Source organism: Enterobacter sp. MGH 16 (genome assembly GCF_000493175.1).
GTDB classification, from domain to species: domain Bacteria; phylum Pseudomonadota; class Gammaproteobacteria; order Enterobacterales; family Enterobacteriaceae; genus Enterobacter; species Enterobacter roggenkampii.
The window spans coordinates 2,805,232-2,824,165 of record NZ_KI535695.1; the positions used below are offsets into that span (position 1 = coordinate 2,805,232).

Sequence of the window (18,934 nt, forward strand, 5' to 3'; positions counted from 1 at the left end):
GCTGATTGAGTATAAATTTTTGATAGGTTTCTGAGGCATGCCATGAAAAAAGGTACCACTGAAATTATTGAACGCTGGACCCGTTTAGCAGCGGAGGCCAAAAAGCTGGGGCTCGCCACCATCCCGATCGACCCTGAAAACATGTTGATGGTACTGGAGGAACTGCCAGCCAGTTCGGCGGAAAAGTCCGCCGATTGCCAGAACGACCATCAGGCTGCAATCGACATCTTGCGCGACAGAGCTGCTCGCGAACTCGATGGTGGTTTTCGCTCACATCACAACGCCCTGATTTACGCAGCTAATGAACTGGAAAATGCCCAGGCTTTCGGGCGGGAGGTCAGCCATGAGTCTTGACTGTGTACCCCTTTCTACGTACTGCAGGGACGCGGGGGAAACGGTAGAAGCCGTTAACAAACGGATACAAAGGGGGTTATGGAAGGAGGGAGTACATGTATTAAAAGTCGATGGCGTTAAAGAACGCTGGATTGACTTAACGGAGGTTTCAAAGTGGGCAAGAAAGAACAAGGATCATTATCTCTCCCAAGAGGAGTAACCATCCGCCAGCATAAAACTGGCGACACTCTGGTTATCACTTTCACATACAAAGGGGTTCTGTGCCGGGAGCCCCTCTCCAAAATGGAAGCAAACGCGCGCGGTGTGAAGTACGCCGAGCGTCTGCTCGGGGAGATACAGAACCAGATCGTCAGTGGCACCTTTGAATATGCGAAATATTTCCCCAACTCCAAAAAGCTGGAGCTGTTCGGGGTGGTGAAGAAAACCAAAAACATAAAGTCCTACCTGGACGAGTACCTGAAAATCTGCCAGAACCGCAACCTGTCCCCGTCGACTATAAATGGTTATGAAAAATGCCTGTCGGCACTGTCAGCTCTGCATAAACTCCACGTGTCAGAACTGACGCCAGCGGTCCTTAAAAACTGGATAGCCAGCCGGAAAACAAAGCTGAAAACGACCAGGAATAACCTTTCGTTTCTGCGCAGCGCCATCGATGAAGCTGTTACGGATGGCCTGCTGACCATTAACCCGGTAACCCTCGTCAGCGCCAGCCGGTACCACGTGATCGACAGCAGTCCGAGCGCCGATGATTACGAGGTTGACCCGTTCACGCCAGCGGAGACCCTCGCCATTTACCAGAACTGCAGGTACCCGGAATGGGAAAACCTGTTCCGCTTTGCTTTCAATACCGGTCTGCGGAGCTCCGAACTGTGCGCGCTGCGCTGGCCTGATCTTGACACCATCGCGAACACAGCCCACGTTCAGGCAGCCAGTGTCGTAGGGGTACTTAAAGGCACCAAGACAAAAGCCGGTACCCGTAAGGTGGAGCTGAACAGTGAGGCGCTGGCGGCCCTGCAGGCGCAGAAGAAATACACCTTTATGAAAAGTGAGTTCATATTCAGCGATCCGAAAACGGGAGAACCCTGGGCGAACGCCGACGCTATCCGTAAAAAAGCATGGGTGCCGACCCTGAAAAAAGCTGGCGTGCGCTACCGTAACCCGTACCAGACGCGGCACACATTCGCCACCAAGCATATTAGCCAGGGCGTTAACCTCTTCTGGCTTGCCGGACAGATGGGCCACAAAGGGCCGGAAATGATATTCCGCAACTACGGTAAATACCTGGCTGAATATGACGGTAAAACCGCGATTTCAGCCGCGCTGTAGCGGGGGATATATTTCAAAATGTTGGACAGAATCAGGACGTTAGACAGACCTCAATATGCACGTAAAATGCACTTGATGTCTGTCACAGTGACAGAATTGTTTATTTTCAATGAGTTAAATACATTTCGGACGCGAGTTCAACTCCCGCCAGCTCCACCAAAATTCTCCATCGGCGATCACCAGAGTCGTCTGATGAAGTCCTGAAAGCCCGCACGGCGCAAGCACTGCGGGCTTTTTTGTACCCTCAACATGTCCCGCGAAGTCCGTAAATTTTCCCGGCGACACAGAAACATCACGCCATTAAACATTATTTCTCTCATGCTCAATGAGCCATTCTTTGCGTGAAATCCCCCCTCCGTAACCTGTCATCGCCCCATCTTTTCCAATTATCCTGTGACAGGGGATGACAATCGCAATCCGGTTGGCACCGTTAGCGGCAGCGACGGCGCGCACAGCATTTGGCTTATTAAGCCGTAGTGCAATGGCCTGATAGTGTGAGGTCTGTCCATAGGGAACAGCACGCAACGCATGCCAGACGGATTGTTGAAAATCACTGCCCGGATCATCTAAAGCCAGATCAAACTGTCGGCGCGTTCCGGCAAAATACTCGCCGATCTCTTTTACTGTCTGCCGGGTATGGCTGTTTTCGCCGGTGACGATTCTGGCGTTAAATAAACGCTGAATATCGCGGAATTCTGTTTCTAACATCCGGCGATCGGTAAACTCCAGCAGACAGACTCCCCACTCTGTCGCGCAGACAAACATCGGACCAAGCGTCGTGGTAAACCGGTGAATGACTATCACCTGGGTTGCCTGAGTCGGCGCTGCGCCAGTAAGCCGCTTGTAGGTATAACCAAAGCCGCTAAGCGATTCATAGCCATTGTCCAGCGCAACGTCAGTCGCCGGTCGTCCACTTTTTAGCTCCTGCAGGGCAACGTTCACCCGCTGCATTCGCTGGAAAGCCTGAAAAGTAATGCCGTGATGTTGCAGGAACCAGCGCCTTACCCGCTCCGGGCTGATGCCATGCTGACGAAGCTCCGCGTCTGCTACACGGGATTTGATATCGCGCCTGACAAGCGCAAGCGCCTGCTCAACGAATAATGGCGCGCTGTGCGCATTTTCCGCAGGTCTGCAGACTTTACAGGGACGAAAGCCGTCCGCCAGGGCAGATTTGGCATCTTTATAAAATTCGACATTTTCGCGCTTGGGCTTTCGCGCCCGGCATACCGAAATGCAGAAAACGCCCGTGGTTTTGACGCCAACAAAAAACACGCCAGTGTAGTCTGAAGCACGTTCAAGTAATGCCTGATACCAGATATCACACAGATTTTTATCGGTTATTTTCATCGCCAAAAAGTCCTTCAAACGTCTGACGAGATCGGATCGCATGCATGACATCAGTCAGCGTTGACTGCATCGCTGAATGAACAAAATTGCCCATTGAAATGCGGCTTACCCCTGCCCGTTTCAGCCTGTCGAATGACGGAAGATCGGGCATGCACATGACATTCAAAGGCAATCCCGTTGCCTCTGCAATGAGGCTGATGTCTTTCTCTGACGTCAGGCAGGGAACAAAAAGGCCGTCAGCACCTGCAGCTTTGTAGCGTTGACCCCGTAATATCGTCTCCTGCAACGCGTCTTCATGCCCGAGCAGGTACGTGTTAGTCCGGATGTTCAGAAACAGGCTGTAATTTTCGCTTCTCAGCGTATCGCATACTGTTCTCAGGTTACGGGAAAAATCAGAGGCATCGTCAAGCTGACGAACCCCGTTTATGACTCGGCTGTCTTCGAGGTTAACGCCTGCGACGCCTGTCTGAGCAAGGCGCCGCAGATTGTCTGCTATCTCTTCGGCTGAATCACCATACCCTGCTTCCATGTCAACGCTCAATGGCAGGCTGCTGGCAGCCCGGATCCGGGTGACCATATAAAACAACTCATCAAACGGCACTCCCTGCCCGTCGTCATATCCCAGTGTGGACGCTATAGCTGCACTGGACGTTCCAAGAACCTGGTAGCCTGCTTTTTGCGCTGCGACAGCACTGGCGGCATCCCAGACGTTGGCGATAAGAAGAGGCTCATGCTGATAGTGGCGTTCTGCAAAGTTCATATTCATATCCTCTCGATAGATTGAAAATGAATCTAAGCACTCAGGAAGAACCTCACAACCGAAATTCAGACGACCATTTTTTAGCAAACGTCGTCTGAACATGGGGGGCGGAACAGACCAAAACCTTTCAGGCCCGGGCTCCGGCTTTCAGCATGGCTAAGCAGACGAGGCTCTCCCACATGTTCCCCGGTGAAAGCATGGAGCAGGTGACCCAGTGTTCCGGCGAACACAATACGCTGAGCCATGATTTCGTCATAGTAGAGAGGGTCTACCACAACGACAAAATCAAGATCGGAGTATTGATCGAACCCGCCATGAACAAGCGAGCCGCCAGCGAGAAGGGAGTGAATCCGCGAATCAGCCTGAAATTTAAGCTTAAGTTGCTCTGCAAAACTTCTGTGTAAATCGGGTAACGTACTAAGCATACTTTTTCCTGTTCACAAAAAAGACAAAGCATTACAGGGTATCGCGCAGTGAACAGGCAGGCCAGATATTTTTTGCAGGAACAATAATGTCCTAAGAAGGTTCTCCCGATGCGTTATATTGCCCTGTAAATTCGGAGAAATTTCTGACCATCGTCGATTACTCGGATATCTGACTAACATAGTCGTACCAGTAAAGGCAACAAAGCAGTCCTTATGAGATTATATGGACTCTATGAGTCGGCCAAAACTCACCATTAAAATCATTGGATATGGCATAAACGCAAAAATTGTTTTTGACTTGCTGTCTATTGATAATAATCCTGCTTAAAACGCCAGGCTTTATACGTTAATTTGAGGGGAGTCATCCAACAGAAGATACCCAAGATAAACACTACAGCAATGCCTGAGGAGATGATATTTTCTCGGGAAGCAAAGCATACCCCCACGATGAACAGAACCGTAAGTACGACGGAAAGAATGATTGTCACTTTAAACCGATTTGAAAGCGCAGGAAGCAAAATATCCAGCGTCGAATGCTGAGTATCCACATAACGTTTAAGCTTTTGCAGCTCTTCTTTTGTGAAACCCGACCTAAGCAACGCTTCTTCTGTTATCGCCATGACATTCCTATCCTTCTAATCAGAGCCAGTATACCGTGATCTTTGCAAAAAAAACCGACCAACGGGCCAGTCGTTGATATTGTTAATCCCCTGACATTGACAAATATCAACACCCTCTCCCTCCCTCCTGTGCAAAATTACCCACACCACCCAGCGCTACGGAATAGCCGCTCACCCCGGAAGGAACCCCATCATGTACAGACCCATAACCGTCATAATATTCATTCTCCTGACCCTCGCCGCCCTCGCGGAAATAGGCGTTTTATCCTTTGGATAATCCTCAGGCGAAATACCCCTCCTCGGGGCATGTTGATCTCATTACAGTTTTTTCCTAAAGCCATCCCGTTTCGCCTGTGCCATGCTGAATCACGCTCATAACCGATAACGTTAAATGAGGATATTATGAAAAAAACAATTATCGCATTATCTGCCGTTCTGCTGGCTTCCCCAGTATTTGCTGCGACCACACATGCAACTGACGATACCGTCGCGGCGGCGAACGCAAACGCCAACGAGGCGAAGCAAAAACTGCACGAAGAGCAGAACAAAGGTGAAGAGCTGAAGCTGAAACAGAAGCATGCTGCGGAAGGTAAAAGCGAAAGCTTTGGCAGCAAGGTCAGCGAAGATTCCCAGAAAGCCTGGCATAAAACCAAAGAAGGCACCGAGAAAGGGTGGGATGCCACCAAAGAAGGCGCGGAGAAAGGCTGGAATAAAACCAAAGAAGGTGCCAGCGAGCTGGAAAAGAAAGTCACTGAGTAAGTCGTTATACTCACGAAAAGGTCGCGATTGCGGCCTTTTTTATTTCTTCGAATATAATTAGCACCTCAGGCGTTTACGCAGTGCGCACTTATCGGAGAAACCACTATGTATCGCCTTTTGGCCTTTCTGACCGTTCTGCTGTTATGCCCTTCCCTGCATGCTGCCCCGAAAAGCTACCTTATCGACACCGAAAACACCGCCATTCGGCTCTCGTGGCATGCCTTCGGCGGCATCCTCTCCTGGGCGACGTTCAGCGGCGTGACGGGTGCCGTAACGCTCAATCCGGATAACGACGTTGACGATCACATCCACGTCACCATTCCCGTGGCCACCCTGGTGGCCTCAAACACGCTGCTCACCTGGCAATTAAAAAGCGACATGTTTTTTGATGCGGAGCACTACCCGACCATCGAGTTCATCAGCTCTCGCGTGGTCGACCAGGGCGCCGGACGGTTCAGGGTGTTCGGCACGTTGACCGTTCGAAACATTGCCCGGCCGGTGATCCTGGAGGCGGTGGTGAAAGACCCGCATGCGCAGGCCCTCACGCTGGATGCCACCACCGCGATATCACGCGCGTCCTACGGGATGGATAAGTTTGCCCTGGTCGTAGACGATCGTATTGCCATCGCCATTGCGATACAGACTAACAAGGTGCCGTCATCCTGAGATCACGCGCTGCAGCCGCTCAGCGTTTCCCCGCAGGTGAGACGGCGGGTTGCGGCCAATCAGGACAAACTGATAGCCCGCCTCCTGCCACCACGCCAGGTTCATGCTGTGCCGCTGCTCCTGTTGGAGCGAGACCGTCGTCTTCTCATCAACAGGCGAAATACAGAGGGCCATCGGGCCGTAGTCGGCGTTGATCCAGGCTATCTGCGCGATAGACGTCGTTTCATAGCGCAGCATGCGCACCATTTTAAGCTCAGCCCCCTGCAGGGTAAGCTGCGACAGGTTTAGCGTCATGCCGATGTCCTGCGCGGCCCGTTCCAGCCCGCGCTGCAGAACCGGCGTTGCGCTGTCCATATCCAGCAGCGTCTCAACGCTGTACAGGGACATATATTGCGCTTCGAGGTCGCGGATATGGGCGTTCTCATCCGCAGGCGCAGCTGAGGGATGCAGCAGATACCCCAGCCCGGAACCCACCAGCAAAAAGCTGGCCGAGGCGGCGATCAGCGCCCGTCGGCTGACGCCAGCCGCCGTCGAGACCTGCGGGTCGGGAAGTGCCGCGAGACGCGCCTGCATCCTCTCAAGAGGCGCATCATCCAGCAGGGAGGCAAACGCCCCGGCGTAATCCTGACTGCTTTTCATCAGTTCGTCGGTTCGCCCGGCGAGGCGCTCGTCACATTTTAACTGTTCTTCAAATAACTGCGCGTCGGCGCGGCACATCTCGCCATCTATCCAGGCCACAATGGCGTCGTCGTTATAGGGCGGTGCAAAACGGTGCGCGTTCAAGAGCGTTTCTCCTTTACCGGAGGCAGTGCGTCAGCGGATTTGGCAAGCCGAGCCCGCGCCGTCGCCAGTCGGCTCATCACGGTACCGATCGGCACCGCCAGAGTCTCCGCCGCCTCCTGGTAGGTAAAGCCTTCGACATAAACCAAAAATACCGCGTTGCGCTGGGCTTCGGGCAGCGCATTAACGCGCTGCATCACCTTCAGGTAATGCAGGCGCGTCTCATCCTGTTCGCGGGTGTCGGGCGCCAGCAGCTCGTCGCTGGGGACAAATCCCTGCCCCTGGCGAACGTGTCGTGCCCGAAGTTCAGAGATCCAGATGGAGTGCAGGATCGCGAACAGCCACCTGTCGATGCGCGTGCCCGGCGTATACTGGCTGCTTCTTTCAAGCGCACGCACGCAGGTGGACTGAACCAGCTCTTCGGCGATATCCCTGTTTCGCGACAGCACCAGCCCATAGCGCCAGAGGCGCGGCAGGTGTGCGGCAAGCTGTTGACGAACCTCACGGGTTGCGATGGGTTTTCCCTCCACGAGAAGATCAGGATTCCGGGTGTCCATTGATGGCGGCCTGCAGGTCACGGTACTCCTCGCAGGACTGGCCACAGATACCGGCAATGACCTTCAGCTGTTCTTTCGCGAGGTCGGGACGTCCTTTCACCATCCACGCTTCACCGAGATACTCCCGGGCTTTGGCGTAATCCGGGGCGATAGCCAGCGCACGCTGGTAATAACCAATCCCTTCGTCCGTTCGGCCCAGTTTGCGCGTGGCGAACCCGCGATAGTTCCACGCTTCAGCCGTGTTGCCATTTTTCAGCGAATCCAGCAGGTTCAGCGCCGCCTGGTACTCGCCTTTCTTCGCGAGATGGTACGCATAGTTGGTTTTGTCCTGGTCGCTGAGGCTGCTGCTCTTGTCCGGCACGCATTTCTGCGTGGCGCTGTCATACACCTGTCCGGAAGGGCAATCAGGCGTTTTGCTCTCGGTACTATTATTGCCCATGGCCAGCGCCAGCGGGGACAGCAAAGAAAAAATCAGCACCGGGATCAAACGAAACGAGGTTGTGCGCATATAAAACTCCAGGGTGAGTGGGGAGTGACGTCAGTAAACGTCCGGGTGAGGATTTTTATTCATTCTTCGGTGAATTTTTTTCTGTCCTAAAACCCTGCCTGCACTTCAGTTGTAAAGGTAATAAACCAGGTTATTTTTTGTTTTCTCGTTATTATTCCTTGCGCCCATTAGCAGAGTTTTAACCCCGTACAAGAATATATTTCATTACCTAAGTGACATAATATATCTTACATCAAAAACGTTACCCTAACTTAAACACACATTAAGCGCGCTTAAATAATAACGTTTGACATGATATTTAAAATGCTCCCTACCAATTATCATACCGGGTCGTAAACGTTAAATAACAGCACCACAAAAGAAAATAAAAAGACACTAAAAACAACCACATAAAAAACAACAATTATAAAAAATAGCAATCCATTAATGCCCCACTCATTGTTTCCATCTTTATTTACCAAAGCTTAATTTGCACAACCCTCATTTTCTGTCTATATCATTTTTATATTCCAGAAACCAATTCCTCTATTAATTACAGGGTTTTATAAAATACAAAACACCCATTAAACGGTTTTTTCATAAGTCATTAGATTCGCTCTGATGTTGCCACTCTGACGCATGGCGGGCATCGTGCGCGCTGAAATCTACGGTGAGCGCTGTTTTATAACAGCAGCTGCGCCGGGGGCGCCCTTTACCTTCAGCAGAGATGGCTCGTCTTGCTCGCCGTTCATGACACTTCTGCTGGAGTAATAACAAAATGAGCCAAATCTCTGTTATTTCAAAACTTACTGGCGTAGAAACGACCCTGGAAGGCACACAGGTTACGCTGAACCATTCCTCTGTCGTTGAGCTTCACGTCGAGCGAGCGAGCGTCTCACACTTCGCGCGAAGCGGTAACGACCTGCTGGTGACACTGCACTCCGGCGAGGTGATCACCCTTAAAAACTTCTATGTGACGGACGCGCAGGGCGTGAGTCAGCTGGTTCTGCAGGACAGCAACGGCGCATTATGGTGGATTGAAGATCCGACCGGGGCCGCCACGTACGAATCTATCGCGTCCACGGACGTGCTGCTTGCGGCGTCAGGAAGTGACGCCGGTGGCGCCGCCATCTGGCCATGGGCCCTGGGTGGTATTGCCGCTGCAGGGGGCATCGCGGCCGCGGCAAGTAGCGGCGGTGGCGGCGGCGGTGGCAGCAGTAACAATTCGGCCGATCCGGATACGACTGCACCAAATGCACCTTCCGGCCTTAAGTTCTCCTCAGACGGTAAAACCGTCACCGGTTCCGCCGAACCCGGCAGTACCATCACGCTGAAAGACGCGAACGGCAACGTCATTGGCACAGGAAAAACGGGCAGCGACGGCAACTTTAGCGTCTCCCTCGGGACACCGTTGACCAACGGCGAGCAGGTAACCGCCACCGCAACGGATAACGCCGGGAATATCAGCCAGGGTTCAAGCATCACCGCACCGGATCTCACCGCACCCGATGCACCCACGATTGGCAGCGTAATCGACGATATCGCCCCTCAGACGGGGACGGTGACCAACGGCGGCAGCACCAACGATCGGCGGCCGCAGCTCTCCGGCACTGCCGAAGCGGGCTCCACCGTGACGATTTATGACGGCGGAATAGCCATTGGCACCGCGGTCGTCGCCAGCAATGGCACATGGACATTCACCCCGTCCATCGACCTGAATGAAAGCACCCACCAGATTACCGTACGGGCAACCGACGCCGCCGGCAACACCGGGCCAGCCTCACCGGTATTCATCCTCACCGTCGATCTCACCCCTCCGACAGCGCCCACCGCGATTGTGCTGCTCGACGATACGGGCCTTATTCGAGGAACAATCACGTCGGGCGTGCCTACCGATGCCTCGCAGCCGATCCTGGCGGGAACGGGCGAACCCGGTGGAACCATCACCATTTACGATAACGGCGTGGCGATTGGCACAACGACGGTGCTGCCTAACGGTACATGGAGCGTTACCCCAGGGGGCCCGCTCCCGGACGGAACGCACTCGATCACCGTCACTGAAACCGATGCCGCCGGAAACCAGAGTACGGCCTCTGAGCCTATCATCTTTACCGTGGACACCACGCCGCCGTCAGCCCCAGGAAACCTCGTGGTGTCGAATGATGGCGGCACCATCAGCGGCATTGGAGAAGCAGGCAGCACGGTGACCATCCGTGAAGGCGATTTCACCCTTGGCACAGTGGTTGTTGATAGCCAGGGGAACTTCAGCCTGACGCTGAGCCCGCCGAGGATCAACGGCGAAATCCTGTCCGCTGACGCCACCGACACGGCGGGCAACACCAGTCCGACCACCTCCGCGGCGGCACCGGACATTACCCCGCCGCAGACCCCGGTCATCCTGTCGGTGATTGATGACGTGCAGGCCACCACCGGCCCCGTGGCCCAGAATGGGCTGACCAACGACCGGGCACCGACCGTGAACGGCACGGGCGAGGCAGGTTCGACCATCACGATTTATAACGGCAGCGATGCCCTCGGTACGGTGGTTGTTCCCTCCGCCGGCCAGTGGAGCTTTACGCCGCCCACACCGCTGACCGACGGCACCTGGGTGCTGACCGCGAAGGCGACGGATCCCGCCGGTAACCCGAGCGGGATATCAAACACGTGGACAATTAACGTTGACGGGACGGCACCTGGCGCCCCGGTGATTTTACAGGTTGTAAACGATATCCCAGGGCAGACCGGCGCGATCGACGTGAACGGGACCACCAACGACGCCACCCCGACGCTCAGCGGTACCGCTGAAGCAAACGCGACGATCAGCCTGCGCGTGGACGGTGTTGAAATCGGTACAACCGTTGCCAATGGCCTCGGCGTATGGAGCTTTACCCCTTCCTCCCCAATCGGTGAAGGCCCCCACGCTCTGACCGCCGTCGCGACCGATGCGGCAGGCAACCCCGGCCCCGTCTCCAACACCTGGACCCTGACGGTTGACAGCGTCGCGCCTGCGGCGCCGGTCATTACCCAGGTGCTGGATGATGTGCCGGATCGCCTCGGCGCCCTCAATTCTGGCGACAGCACCAACGACACCACGCCAACGCTCAGCGGCACGGCTGAACCGGGCTCAACCGTTACCATTCGCCTGGATGGTGCCAATCTTATTACGATCCCGATCGACGGCAGCGGCACCTGGACCTATACCCTTCCCACGCCGCTTGACGAAGGTCCTCATACCTTTAGCGTCGTCGCCACCGACGCGGCGGGTAACACCAGCCAGCCGTCAGACGACTTCACCCTGAACGTCGATATCACTGCGCCAGCGGCGGCCACCATCGCCACCGTGATCGACGACGTCGGCGGCGTACTGGGTTCGCTCAACAGCGGCGATACCACGGATGACACTCGCCCCCTGCTGCAGGGCACCGCCCCGGCAGACACGGTGATCACCGTATATGACGGCACGACTCTGCTTGGCACCGCCATCCTCAACGGCAGCGGCGGCTGGAGCTTCACGCCCGTGACCCCGCTCACCGACGGTCCGCATTCCCTGACGGTGCACGCCACGGACGCCGCGGGCAATACCACCATCTCAACGCCATTTGAACTGACGGTGGATACCGTTGCGCCTGCCACGCCGGATATCCCGGCCATTACCGTCAATCCTGACGGCACAACAACGCCGCTGAATCCGGGCGAAACCACCCGCGACACCACGCCGACCCTGAGCGGTACCGGCAATCCTGGTGATACCGTGACGATCTACAACGGCGGCGTCAAACTTGATGATGTGCTCGTGGACAATAACGGCAACTGGACATGGACACCAGCCACCCCGCTACCTAACGGAACCTATGACATCACTCTGACCGTCACCAACATGGACGGCACGGGCAACGAAAGCGCCCCCTCTCAGCCGGTCACTATCACCATTGATACCGAGGCGCCGGCTACGCCTGCGGCACCGATCGTCACCGACAGCGTCACCCAGATCACCGGTCCCGTCCCCAATGGCGGCACCACCAACGATCCGCGCCCGGTGCTGAGCGGCACCGGTACGCCGAACGACGTTATCAACATCACTGACACCGTTAACGGTACACCGACCGTTGTGGGCACCGTCACGGTAGACAGCAACGGCAACTGGAGCTGGCGTCCTGGCAGCGACATTGCCGAGGGCAGCCACGCCTATACCGCCACCGCCACCGATGAAGCGGGCAACGTCTCTGACCCGTCGTCAGCGATTACGATCATCGTGGATACCCAGGCGCCGGATACACCGGTGATTAGTGCAGTGGGCGGCGCGCCTGATGGTGGCTTTATCACAGATACCACGCCGACAGTGGGCGGAACCGGCGTTAACGGTGAGACGGTGATCGTCTACAACAACGGCGTCGAGCTGGGCCGTGTCGTGGTGGTGAACGGAGAATGGAGCCTGACGCTTCCAGCGCAAACGGACGGTCCGCTGAACATTACCGTGGCGGGCGTGGACACAGCGGGCAACGTCAGCGCGCCGAGTTCGGTCTTTACCGTCACGCTCGATACCGTTGCGCCAGGGATCCCGCAGATCAGTGCCGTCTCAGACAGCCAGCTCACCAACAACGTGCTCTACACCCGCGACGGCACGCCGACCCTTACCGGGACAAGCGAACCCGGCACCACCGTGATTGTCTCCGTCGACGGTATCCCGTCAGGGGTGCCGGTCACGATCCAGCCGGACGGCAGCTGGAGCTGGACCGCAGGCACAACGCTCTCAGAGGGTCCGCATACCTTCACTGTCTCCGCTACCGATCCTGCGGGTAACGCTTCAGGAAGTTCAGCCCCGCTGAACGTGACGGTGGACACCCTCACCCCGGACGCCCCTGACAATCTGAACCTGGCACCAGAAGGTACGCCACTAACCGGTAGTGCCGAAGCAGGAAGCCTCATCACGGTGAAAGACAGTAATGGCAACGTCATTGGTACCGGGGTTGCCACCGGCGGTAACTTCTCCATCGCTGTCAGCCCCGCTCAGCAGGATGGCGCGACCCTGACCGTGACCGCGACAGATGCTGCCGGGCATGAAAGTCCCGTTGCGAATTACACCGTCACCGGCACGGAGCCGAATCTTCCTGATGTACCCGTCATCACGGCGATCAACGATGACGTCGACCCAATCATTGGCGACGTGAAAGGCAAAACGACCAACGACACCACCCCAACCCTCACCGGTACGGCTCAGGCGGGGAGCCAGATCGCTATCTACCTGGACGGTAGCGCGACGCCATTGACGACGGTCACCGCCGACGGCAGCGGCAACTGGAGCTATACCCCAGCCGCGCTTGGCGAGGGGCTGCACACCTTTGAGGTGACTGCGACCCTTAACGGCCAGACCAGCGGCCGCTCTCCGGCGGCCAGCGTCACCATCGACCTCACCGCACCGGGCACGCCAACTATCGGCGCGGTGATCGATGACGTCGGCCCGGGCACCGGCCCGCTGACCAGCGGCCAGACCACCAACGACAACCAGCCGACCCTCACCGGCACCGGCGCGGTGGGCGATACCATCTCCATCTACAACAACGGCGTGCTGCTGGACAGTGTGGTAATCGGCAATACCGGCACCTGGAGCTACACCACGCCTGTCCTGGCAGAGGGCAATCACGTCCTGACCATCCGCGAGACCGATCCGGCGGGGAACCAGAGCGGTCCTTCGGCGGGCTTCACCGTCGTGGTGGATTCCGTTTCCGCCACGCCGGTCATCACCAACGTCACGGATAATGTGGGCAATGCCGCCACCACGGTGGTCAGCGGCGAGCTCACCAACGACGCCACGCCAACCCTTACAGGGACAGCGGACGCAAACAGCGTGGTGACTATTTTCGACGGCGGCACCCAGATTGCCGTGGTCACGGCTGACAACACGGGTACCTGGACGTTTACTCCTGATACCGCCCTCGGCGAAGGCTCGCACAGCTTCACCGTCCGGGCGACCGATCCGCAGGGCAACCTCAGCGCGGTCTCCGCCCCCTGGAGCGTGGAGATTGACCTGACTGCACCGACGGTTCCAACGCTGGATAATGTGAACGACGACGTCTCTGGCGGCGTCCAGGGTAACCTCACCAGCGGCCAGGTGACCAACGACAGCACCCCAACCATCAGCGGCACCGGGCTGGCGGGCAGCACTATTCACATCATGAATAACGGCACGCAGATTGGTACAACGACCGTTGACGGAAGCGGGAACTGGTCCTTTACGCCGACCGCGCCGCTGGGCGACGGCAGCTACGCCCTGCGCGCGTATGCAACGGATACTGCAGGCAACGCCTCGGCGAACTCATCGGTCTTCGCTTTTACCATTGATACCGCAGCCCCCGGCGTGCCGGTGGTGACCAGCGTGGTTGATGATATCGGTCCGGTCACCGGAACGCTCACGTCGGGCAACAGCACCAACGACGCGCGTCCGACCTTCAGCGGCACGGGCGAAGTGGGTTCTACCGTGCACGTGCTCGTTGATGGCAACGAAATTGGCACGGCGGTGGTCAATGCCCAGGGCAACTGGAGCTTCACCCCGGGCAGCGATCTGGCCGAAGGTCCACACGCCATCACCTTTAACGCGACCGATGCGGCAGGCAACACCGGCGCCACAACGGCACCGTTTAACCTGACGGTCGATACGGGCGTGCCGTTAGCGCCGGTCATCTCGACCGCGGGTGACAACGTGGGCAGTATTCAAACCCCGCTCTCTTCCGGGCAGAGCACCGACGACACTACGCCGACGCTGAACGGCACCGCGACCGCCAACGCCACGGTTACCGTGTATGAAAACGGACAGCCGGTCGGCACCGTGCAGGCGGACGGCACCGGCGCATGGAGCTTTACGCCATCAGCGCCGCTGGGCAACGGCAGCCATACCTGGACCGCCACGGTCACCGATGCAGCGGGCAACGTCAGCCCGACCTCGCCGGGCTTTACCCTGATTGTTGATACCGCGGCACCGAACGCGCCGGTTATCAGCCAGGCAATCGACGACGTGGGCAGCATCACCGGCCCGCTCACGTCCGGGCAGACAACCGACGACACCGTACCTCGGCTTGTTGGAACCAGCGAACCGTTTGCCACCGTGAAGATCTATGAGGGCACCACTCTGGTCGGCACGGGCACCGCGGACGGCAGCGGCAGCTGGAGTATCTTGCTCACCACCACGCTGGCGAGTGGCCCGCACAGCTTTACCGCGCAGGCCACGGATGCGGCAGGCAATACCAGCGTGTCGTCCACCAGCTTCAGCCTCACCGTCGACACCACGCCGCCTGCGCTGCCGGTGCTGACCAGCATTCTGGATGACGTGGGCAATGCGGCGACGCCGGTTGCCAACGGTGGGTTCACCAACGACGCGCAGCCGACCCTCAGCGGTACGGCGGAAGCGGGAGCCACGGTGAAAATCTTTGATAACGGCGTACAGATCGGCAGCGTGACGGCGACCGGCGGCGCGTGGAGCTTTACGCCTTCTCCGGCGCTGAGCAACGGCGCGCACACGTTGACCTTCACCGCCACCGATGCGGTGGGCAACGCCAGCGCCCCCACCGCCGGATATGTCATTAACGTCGATACCCTTCCGCCAGCCGCGCCGGTCATCAGTTCGGTCATTGATGATGTCGGCAGCGTCACCGGGCCCGTGACCGGTACGAACCCGACTAACGACACCCGTCCAACGCTGAGCGGAACCGCCGAAGCGAATGCCACGGTCCGGATCTACGACGGCATCACGCTGGTGGGCACGGTCACCGCCGATGGCAGCGGCAACTGGACCCTGCCACAAACCACCACCACGTTGACGCAGGGCACGCATAACTTCACCGCTACGGCCACCGATGCGGCGGGCAACACCAGCGTGGCGTCAGCCGTGACGACGATTATCGTCGATACGACCGCGCCAACGGCGCCGACCGGCACCTTCAACGCCGACGGTAGCATCCTGACCGGGAGCGCGGAGGCGGGCAGCACCGTCACTATCCGCCTTGCGGACGGTTCAACGGTGACCGCCATTGCGGGCAGCAACGGCACCTACAGCTACACCTTCATTAACAAACAGATCGAAGGTCAGACGCTGCAGATCACCGCGACCGACGTCGCAGGCAACACCTCCCTGCCGGGCTCTGCCCTTGCGCCGGTGGTGCCGCTCTCCGCCAGCAATAACGTTGAGGAGTTGAACCTCAGCACCACGGCGACCGTGACCAACAGCCAGTACAGCGACTACGGCTTCCTGCTGGTCGGCGCCGTGGGCAACGTCCTGACGCTGATCGGTAATGACACCGCGCAGGTGAACTTCACGGTGGGCAACGGCGGCAGCGCGGACATCGTGGTAAACGCCAACGCTACGGGGGCGGTGCTCTCTCTGCTCAATACCCTTGAGCTGGTGGTGCAGCACTACGTCAACGGTGTCTGGACAACCGTGGTGGATACCGGCCAGCCGCAGTTTGCCGATCTCCTGACCCTCGGCGCCACCGGCGTCTCGCTGAACCTGACCGGGCTGGCCGACGGCAACTACCGCGTGCTGAGCTACAACACCAACCTGCTGGCGACAGGTTCCTACACCAGCCTCGACGTGGCGGTGAAAGAGACCGGTCCGGGTACGGTCACGGGCGATACCAGCCTCAACGGCAACGTGATCCTCGATACGGACCCGACCGCCGGCAGCGACAACGCGCCGGCCGGCACCACTATCTCCACGGTCACTAACGCGCAGGGCGTGACCACCAGCGTGAACGCCGACGGCACGGTGATCCAGGGCAAATACGGTACGCTGACCATCAACCGCGACGGCAGCTATACCTACAACCTGACCGACACCAGCGCCGCGGTCGTTGGCCGGGCGGAGAGCTTCACCTACACCATCACCCATAACGGCGTCAGCGCGTCGGCAAACCTGGTGCTGTCTCTGGGTGCCGGTACGGTCATCAACGGCATTGTGGCAGTGGACGACACGGCCTCGCTGACCTTTGACACCACCGTGAGTGAGGTGAATAACGGCGCCTCGTCTCAGAACGGTTTTACCCTGGTGGGCATTAATCTCGGCAGCACGCTGGGGCTTAACCTGCTGGACGACCTGACCAACCCGATTATTTACAACGTGGAGGAAGGGACGACCCGCACCATGACCATCCAGGCCTCCGTGGGCGGCGTGGCGCTGGCATCGGTGTTCGATCTGTACGTCTATAAGTTCAACAATGCGACCCAGACCTTCGAGCAGGTTCGCGTCGAGTCGGGCTGGCTGCGCGCGCCGCTGCTGGGGGGCACGTCACCGCAGCTTACGCTGAACCTGCCTGCCGGGGAGTACCTGTTCCTGCTGAATACCGCGTCCGGGATCACCGCCCTGACGACCTACACGCTGAGCGTCCTGCAGGACCATGTCTACAGCGTGGCGAGTATCAGCGAAACGACCACCGGCGACGTGCTGGCGAATGACCCGGTTCCAGCGGGCACGCTGGTTACCGAAGTGAACGGCGTGACGGTCAACAGCAGCGGCACCACCACCATTCAGGGGGAATACGGCACGCTGACCATCAATGCGTCCGGTCAGTACACCTACACCCTGAGGAGCGGCGTGGGCGCGGACCATATCAGCACGCCGGATACGTTCGTCTACACCGTTACCGCGCCTGACGGCTCGAAGGATACGGCATCGCTCAACATCACCCCAACCGCGCAGGCAATGAATGCGGTCAACGATGTCAGCGCCACGATGGACCTTACCTCGGTGCACCACACGTCGGTCTACTCGGATACGACCGTGGGCGTCGCCAGCTGGACGACGGCCCTGTTCTCATCAACCCAGGGCAGCGGCAGCGGAACCTTCGTGGTCGACCCGAACACCGCGCTGCACAACGCGTCGCTGCACTTTAGCGTGGCCTCGCTGCTGGCGCTGGGCGGGCTGACGGTGAACTGGACGATTAGCGATGCCAACGGCGCGATCCGCAGCGGCTCCTTCAGCGGCGCCTCGCTGCTGGGCGGCAGTATCGACGTCCCGCTGACCGGGCTGGATCTCAACGCCGGGACCTATACGCTGAGCTTTACCGGTAGCGTACCGGGGCTCAGCGTCGGGACCATCACCATCACGCCAAGCGTAAACGGCACCACCTACTCGCTGAGTAATTTCGACGTCACCGGCAGCCACACCGTCAACGGCAATATCTTTGACGGCACCGACTCTGGCGGCGTGCTGGATCAGCTCCACTCGGTGGATACCCGTCTGAGCGTGACCGGCTACAACGGCGTAACCACCACGCTGGATCCGTATACCGGCAGCGCAACGGTGAACATCACCGGCCATTACGGCATCCTGGCGATCGGCGCAGACGGCCATTACACCTATACCCTCAACAGCGGGGTATCGCTCTCAACCATGACCTCGAAGGAGACCTTCAACTACACCCTGACCGACTCTGCCGGAAGAACGGATACCGCTACGCTGACCATCAATATGGCGCCGCAGTTCATCAGCTCGGAACATAACGACGCCATCACCGGTACGGCCTACGGCGATACGCTGATTTACCAGGTGCTGAACAGTACGGTGGGGAATGCCACGGCGGGTAACGTCAGCAGCGCCGGAGGCGATCACTGGACCGGGTTCTCGCTGGCGCAGGGAGACAAGATCGACATTGGCGATCTGCTGGTGGGCTGGGACGGTAATACCGCCTCGTTGGGGAATTATATCCATGTCACACAAAGCGGTAGCAACACTGTGATCTCCATCGACCGTGATGGTGCAGGGTCCACCTACACTAATACTGCACTCGTTACGCTTGATAACGTTCAGACCACGTACGACGAGCTCGTTAACCAGCAACACATCATTACCTGATAGCACCTGCAAC

At 57.9% G+C, this 18,934-nt stretch carries 12 protein-coding genes and 1 pseudogene; 6 read left to right on the top strand and 7 right to left on the bottom strand.

What is annotated here, in order from left to right; translation table 11 throughout:
- Positions 1-42 precede the first annotated feature (42 nt).
- From L362_RS09690 to L362_RS09680, 3 genes are read left to right on the top strand one after another with little or no spacing between them, the layout of a single operon-like run.
- Positions 43-354 (top strand): hypothetical protein, encoded by a 312-nt coding sequence (locus L362_RS09690; protein WP_023344755.1) that lies wholly within the window; start codon positions 43-45, stop codon positions 352-354.
- Entirely contained in the window at positions 344-553 is a 210-nt protein-coding gene (locus L362_RS24965) for a hypothetical protein (protein ID WP_000050710.1), read from the top strand. Before L362_RS09690 ends, L362_RS24965 begins: the two co-directional genes overlap by 11 nt.
- Positions 508-1,680, top strand: a complete 1,173-nt coding sequence (locus L362_RS09680) for an Arm DNA-binding domain-containing protein (RefSeq protein WP_023344756.1) — start codon at positions 508-510, stop codon at positions 1,678-1,680. The genes L362_RS24965 and L362_RS09680 overlap by 46 nt, the downstream gene beginning before the upstream one ends.
- Before the next feature lie 300 nt (positions 1,681-1,980).
- On the opposite strand, the gene L362_RS09675 is transcribed toward L362_RS09680, so the two are convergent.
- From L362_RS09675 to L362_RS09660, 4 genes and pseudogenes are all read right to left on the bottom strand, one after another.
- Complete coding sequence (locus L362_RS09675) at positions 1,981-3,027, bottom strand: bifunctional transcriptional activator/DNA repair enzyme AdaA (protein WP_023344757.1); 1,047 nt, start codon at positions 3,025-3,027, stop codon at positions 1,981-1,983.
- Positions 3,011-3,787, bottom strand: a complete 777-nt coding sequence (locus L362_RS09670) for an isocitrate lyase/PEP mutase family protein (protein WP_023344758.1) — start codon at positions 3,785-3,787, stop codon at positions 3,011-3,013. Before L362_RS09670 ends, L362_RS09675 begins: the two co-directional genes overlap by 17 nt.
- Positions 3,788-3,945: 158 nt before the next feature.
- A pseudogene (locus L362_RS23980) lies at positions 3,946-4,212 on the bottom strand (nucleotidyltransferase domain-containing protein); the annotation flags it as partial.
- Positions 4,213-4,517: 305 nt separating this feature from the next.
- Positions 4,518-4,832, bottom strand: a complete 315-nt coding sequence (locus L362_RS09660) for a hypothetical protein (protein WP_023344760.1) — start codon at positions 4,830-4,832, stop codon at positions 4,518-4,520.
- A 402-nt stretch (positions 4,833-5,234) separates the two neighbouring features.
- Between L362_RS09660 and L362_RS09655 the strand changes: the two genes are divergently transcribed.
- Together L362_RS09655 and L362_RS09650 are read left to right on the top strand one after the other, a co-directional pair.
- Complete coding sequence (locus L362_RS09655; RefSeq protein WP_008502540.1) at positions 5,235-5,591, top strand: hypothetical protein; 357 nt, start codon at positions 5,235-5,237, stop codon at positions 5,589-5,591.
- Positions 5,592-5,696: 105 nt separating this feature from the next.
- Positions 5,697-6,257, top strand: coding sequence for a YceI family protein (locus L362_RS09650; RefSeq protein WP_023344761.1), 561 nt, complete (start codon positions 5,697-5,699; stop codon positions 6,255-6,257).
- Here L362_RS09650 and L362_RS09645 read toward each other — a convergent pair.
- Genes L362_RS09645 through L362_RS09635 form a run of 3 tightly spaced genes read right to left on the bottom strand, consistent with a single transcriptional unit; the run spans position 6,249 to position 8,102 of the window.
- Complete coding sequence (locus L362_RS09645) at positions 6,249-7,040, bottom strand: anti-sigma factor family protein (RefSeq protein WP_023344762.1); 792 nt, start codon at positions 7,038-7,040, stop codon at positions 6,249-6,251. The two genes, L362_RS09650 and L362_RS09645, sit on opposite strands and share 9 nt — an antisense overlap.
- A complete protein-coding gene (locus tag L362_RS09640; protein WP_023344763.1) occupies positions 7,037-7,594 on the bottom strand; it encodes an RNA polymerase sigma factor in 558 nt (185 codons plus the stop codon). Before L362_RS09640 ends, L362_RS09645 begins: the two co-directional genes overlap by 4 nt.
- Positions 7,575-8,102, bottom strand: coding sequence for a tetratricopeptide repeat protein (locus L362_RS09635; protein WP_008502544.1), 528 nt, complete (start codon positions 8,100-8,102; stop codon positions 7,575-7,577). The genes L362_RS09640 and L362_RS09635 overlap by 20 nt, the downstream gene beginning before the upstream one ends.
- A 757-nt stretch (positions 8,103-8,859) precedes the next feature.
- Between L362_RS09635 and L362_RS09630 the strand changes: the two genes are divergently transcribed.
- Positions 8,860-18,921: a BapA/Bap/LapF family large adhesin gene (locus L362_RS09630; protein ID WP_023344764.1), complete on the top strand. Its 10,062-nt coding sequence runs from the start codon at positions 8,860-8,862 to the stop codon at positions 18,919-18,921.
- The last annotated feature ends 13 nt before the right edge of the window (positions 18,922-18,934 follow it).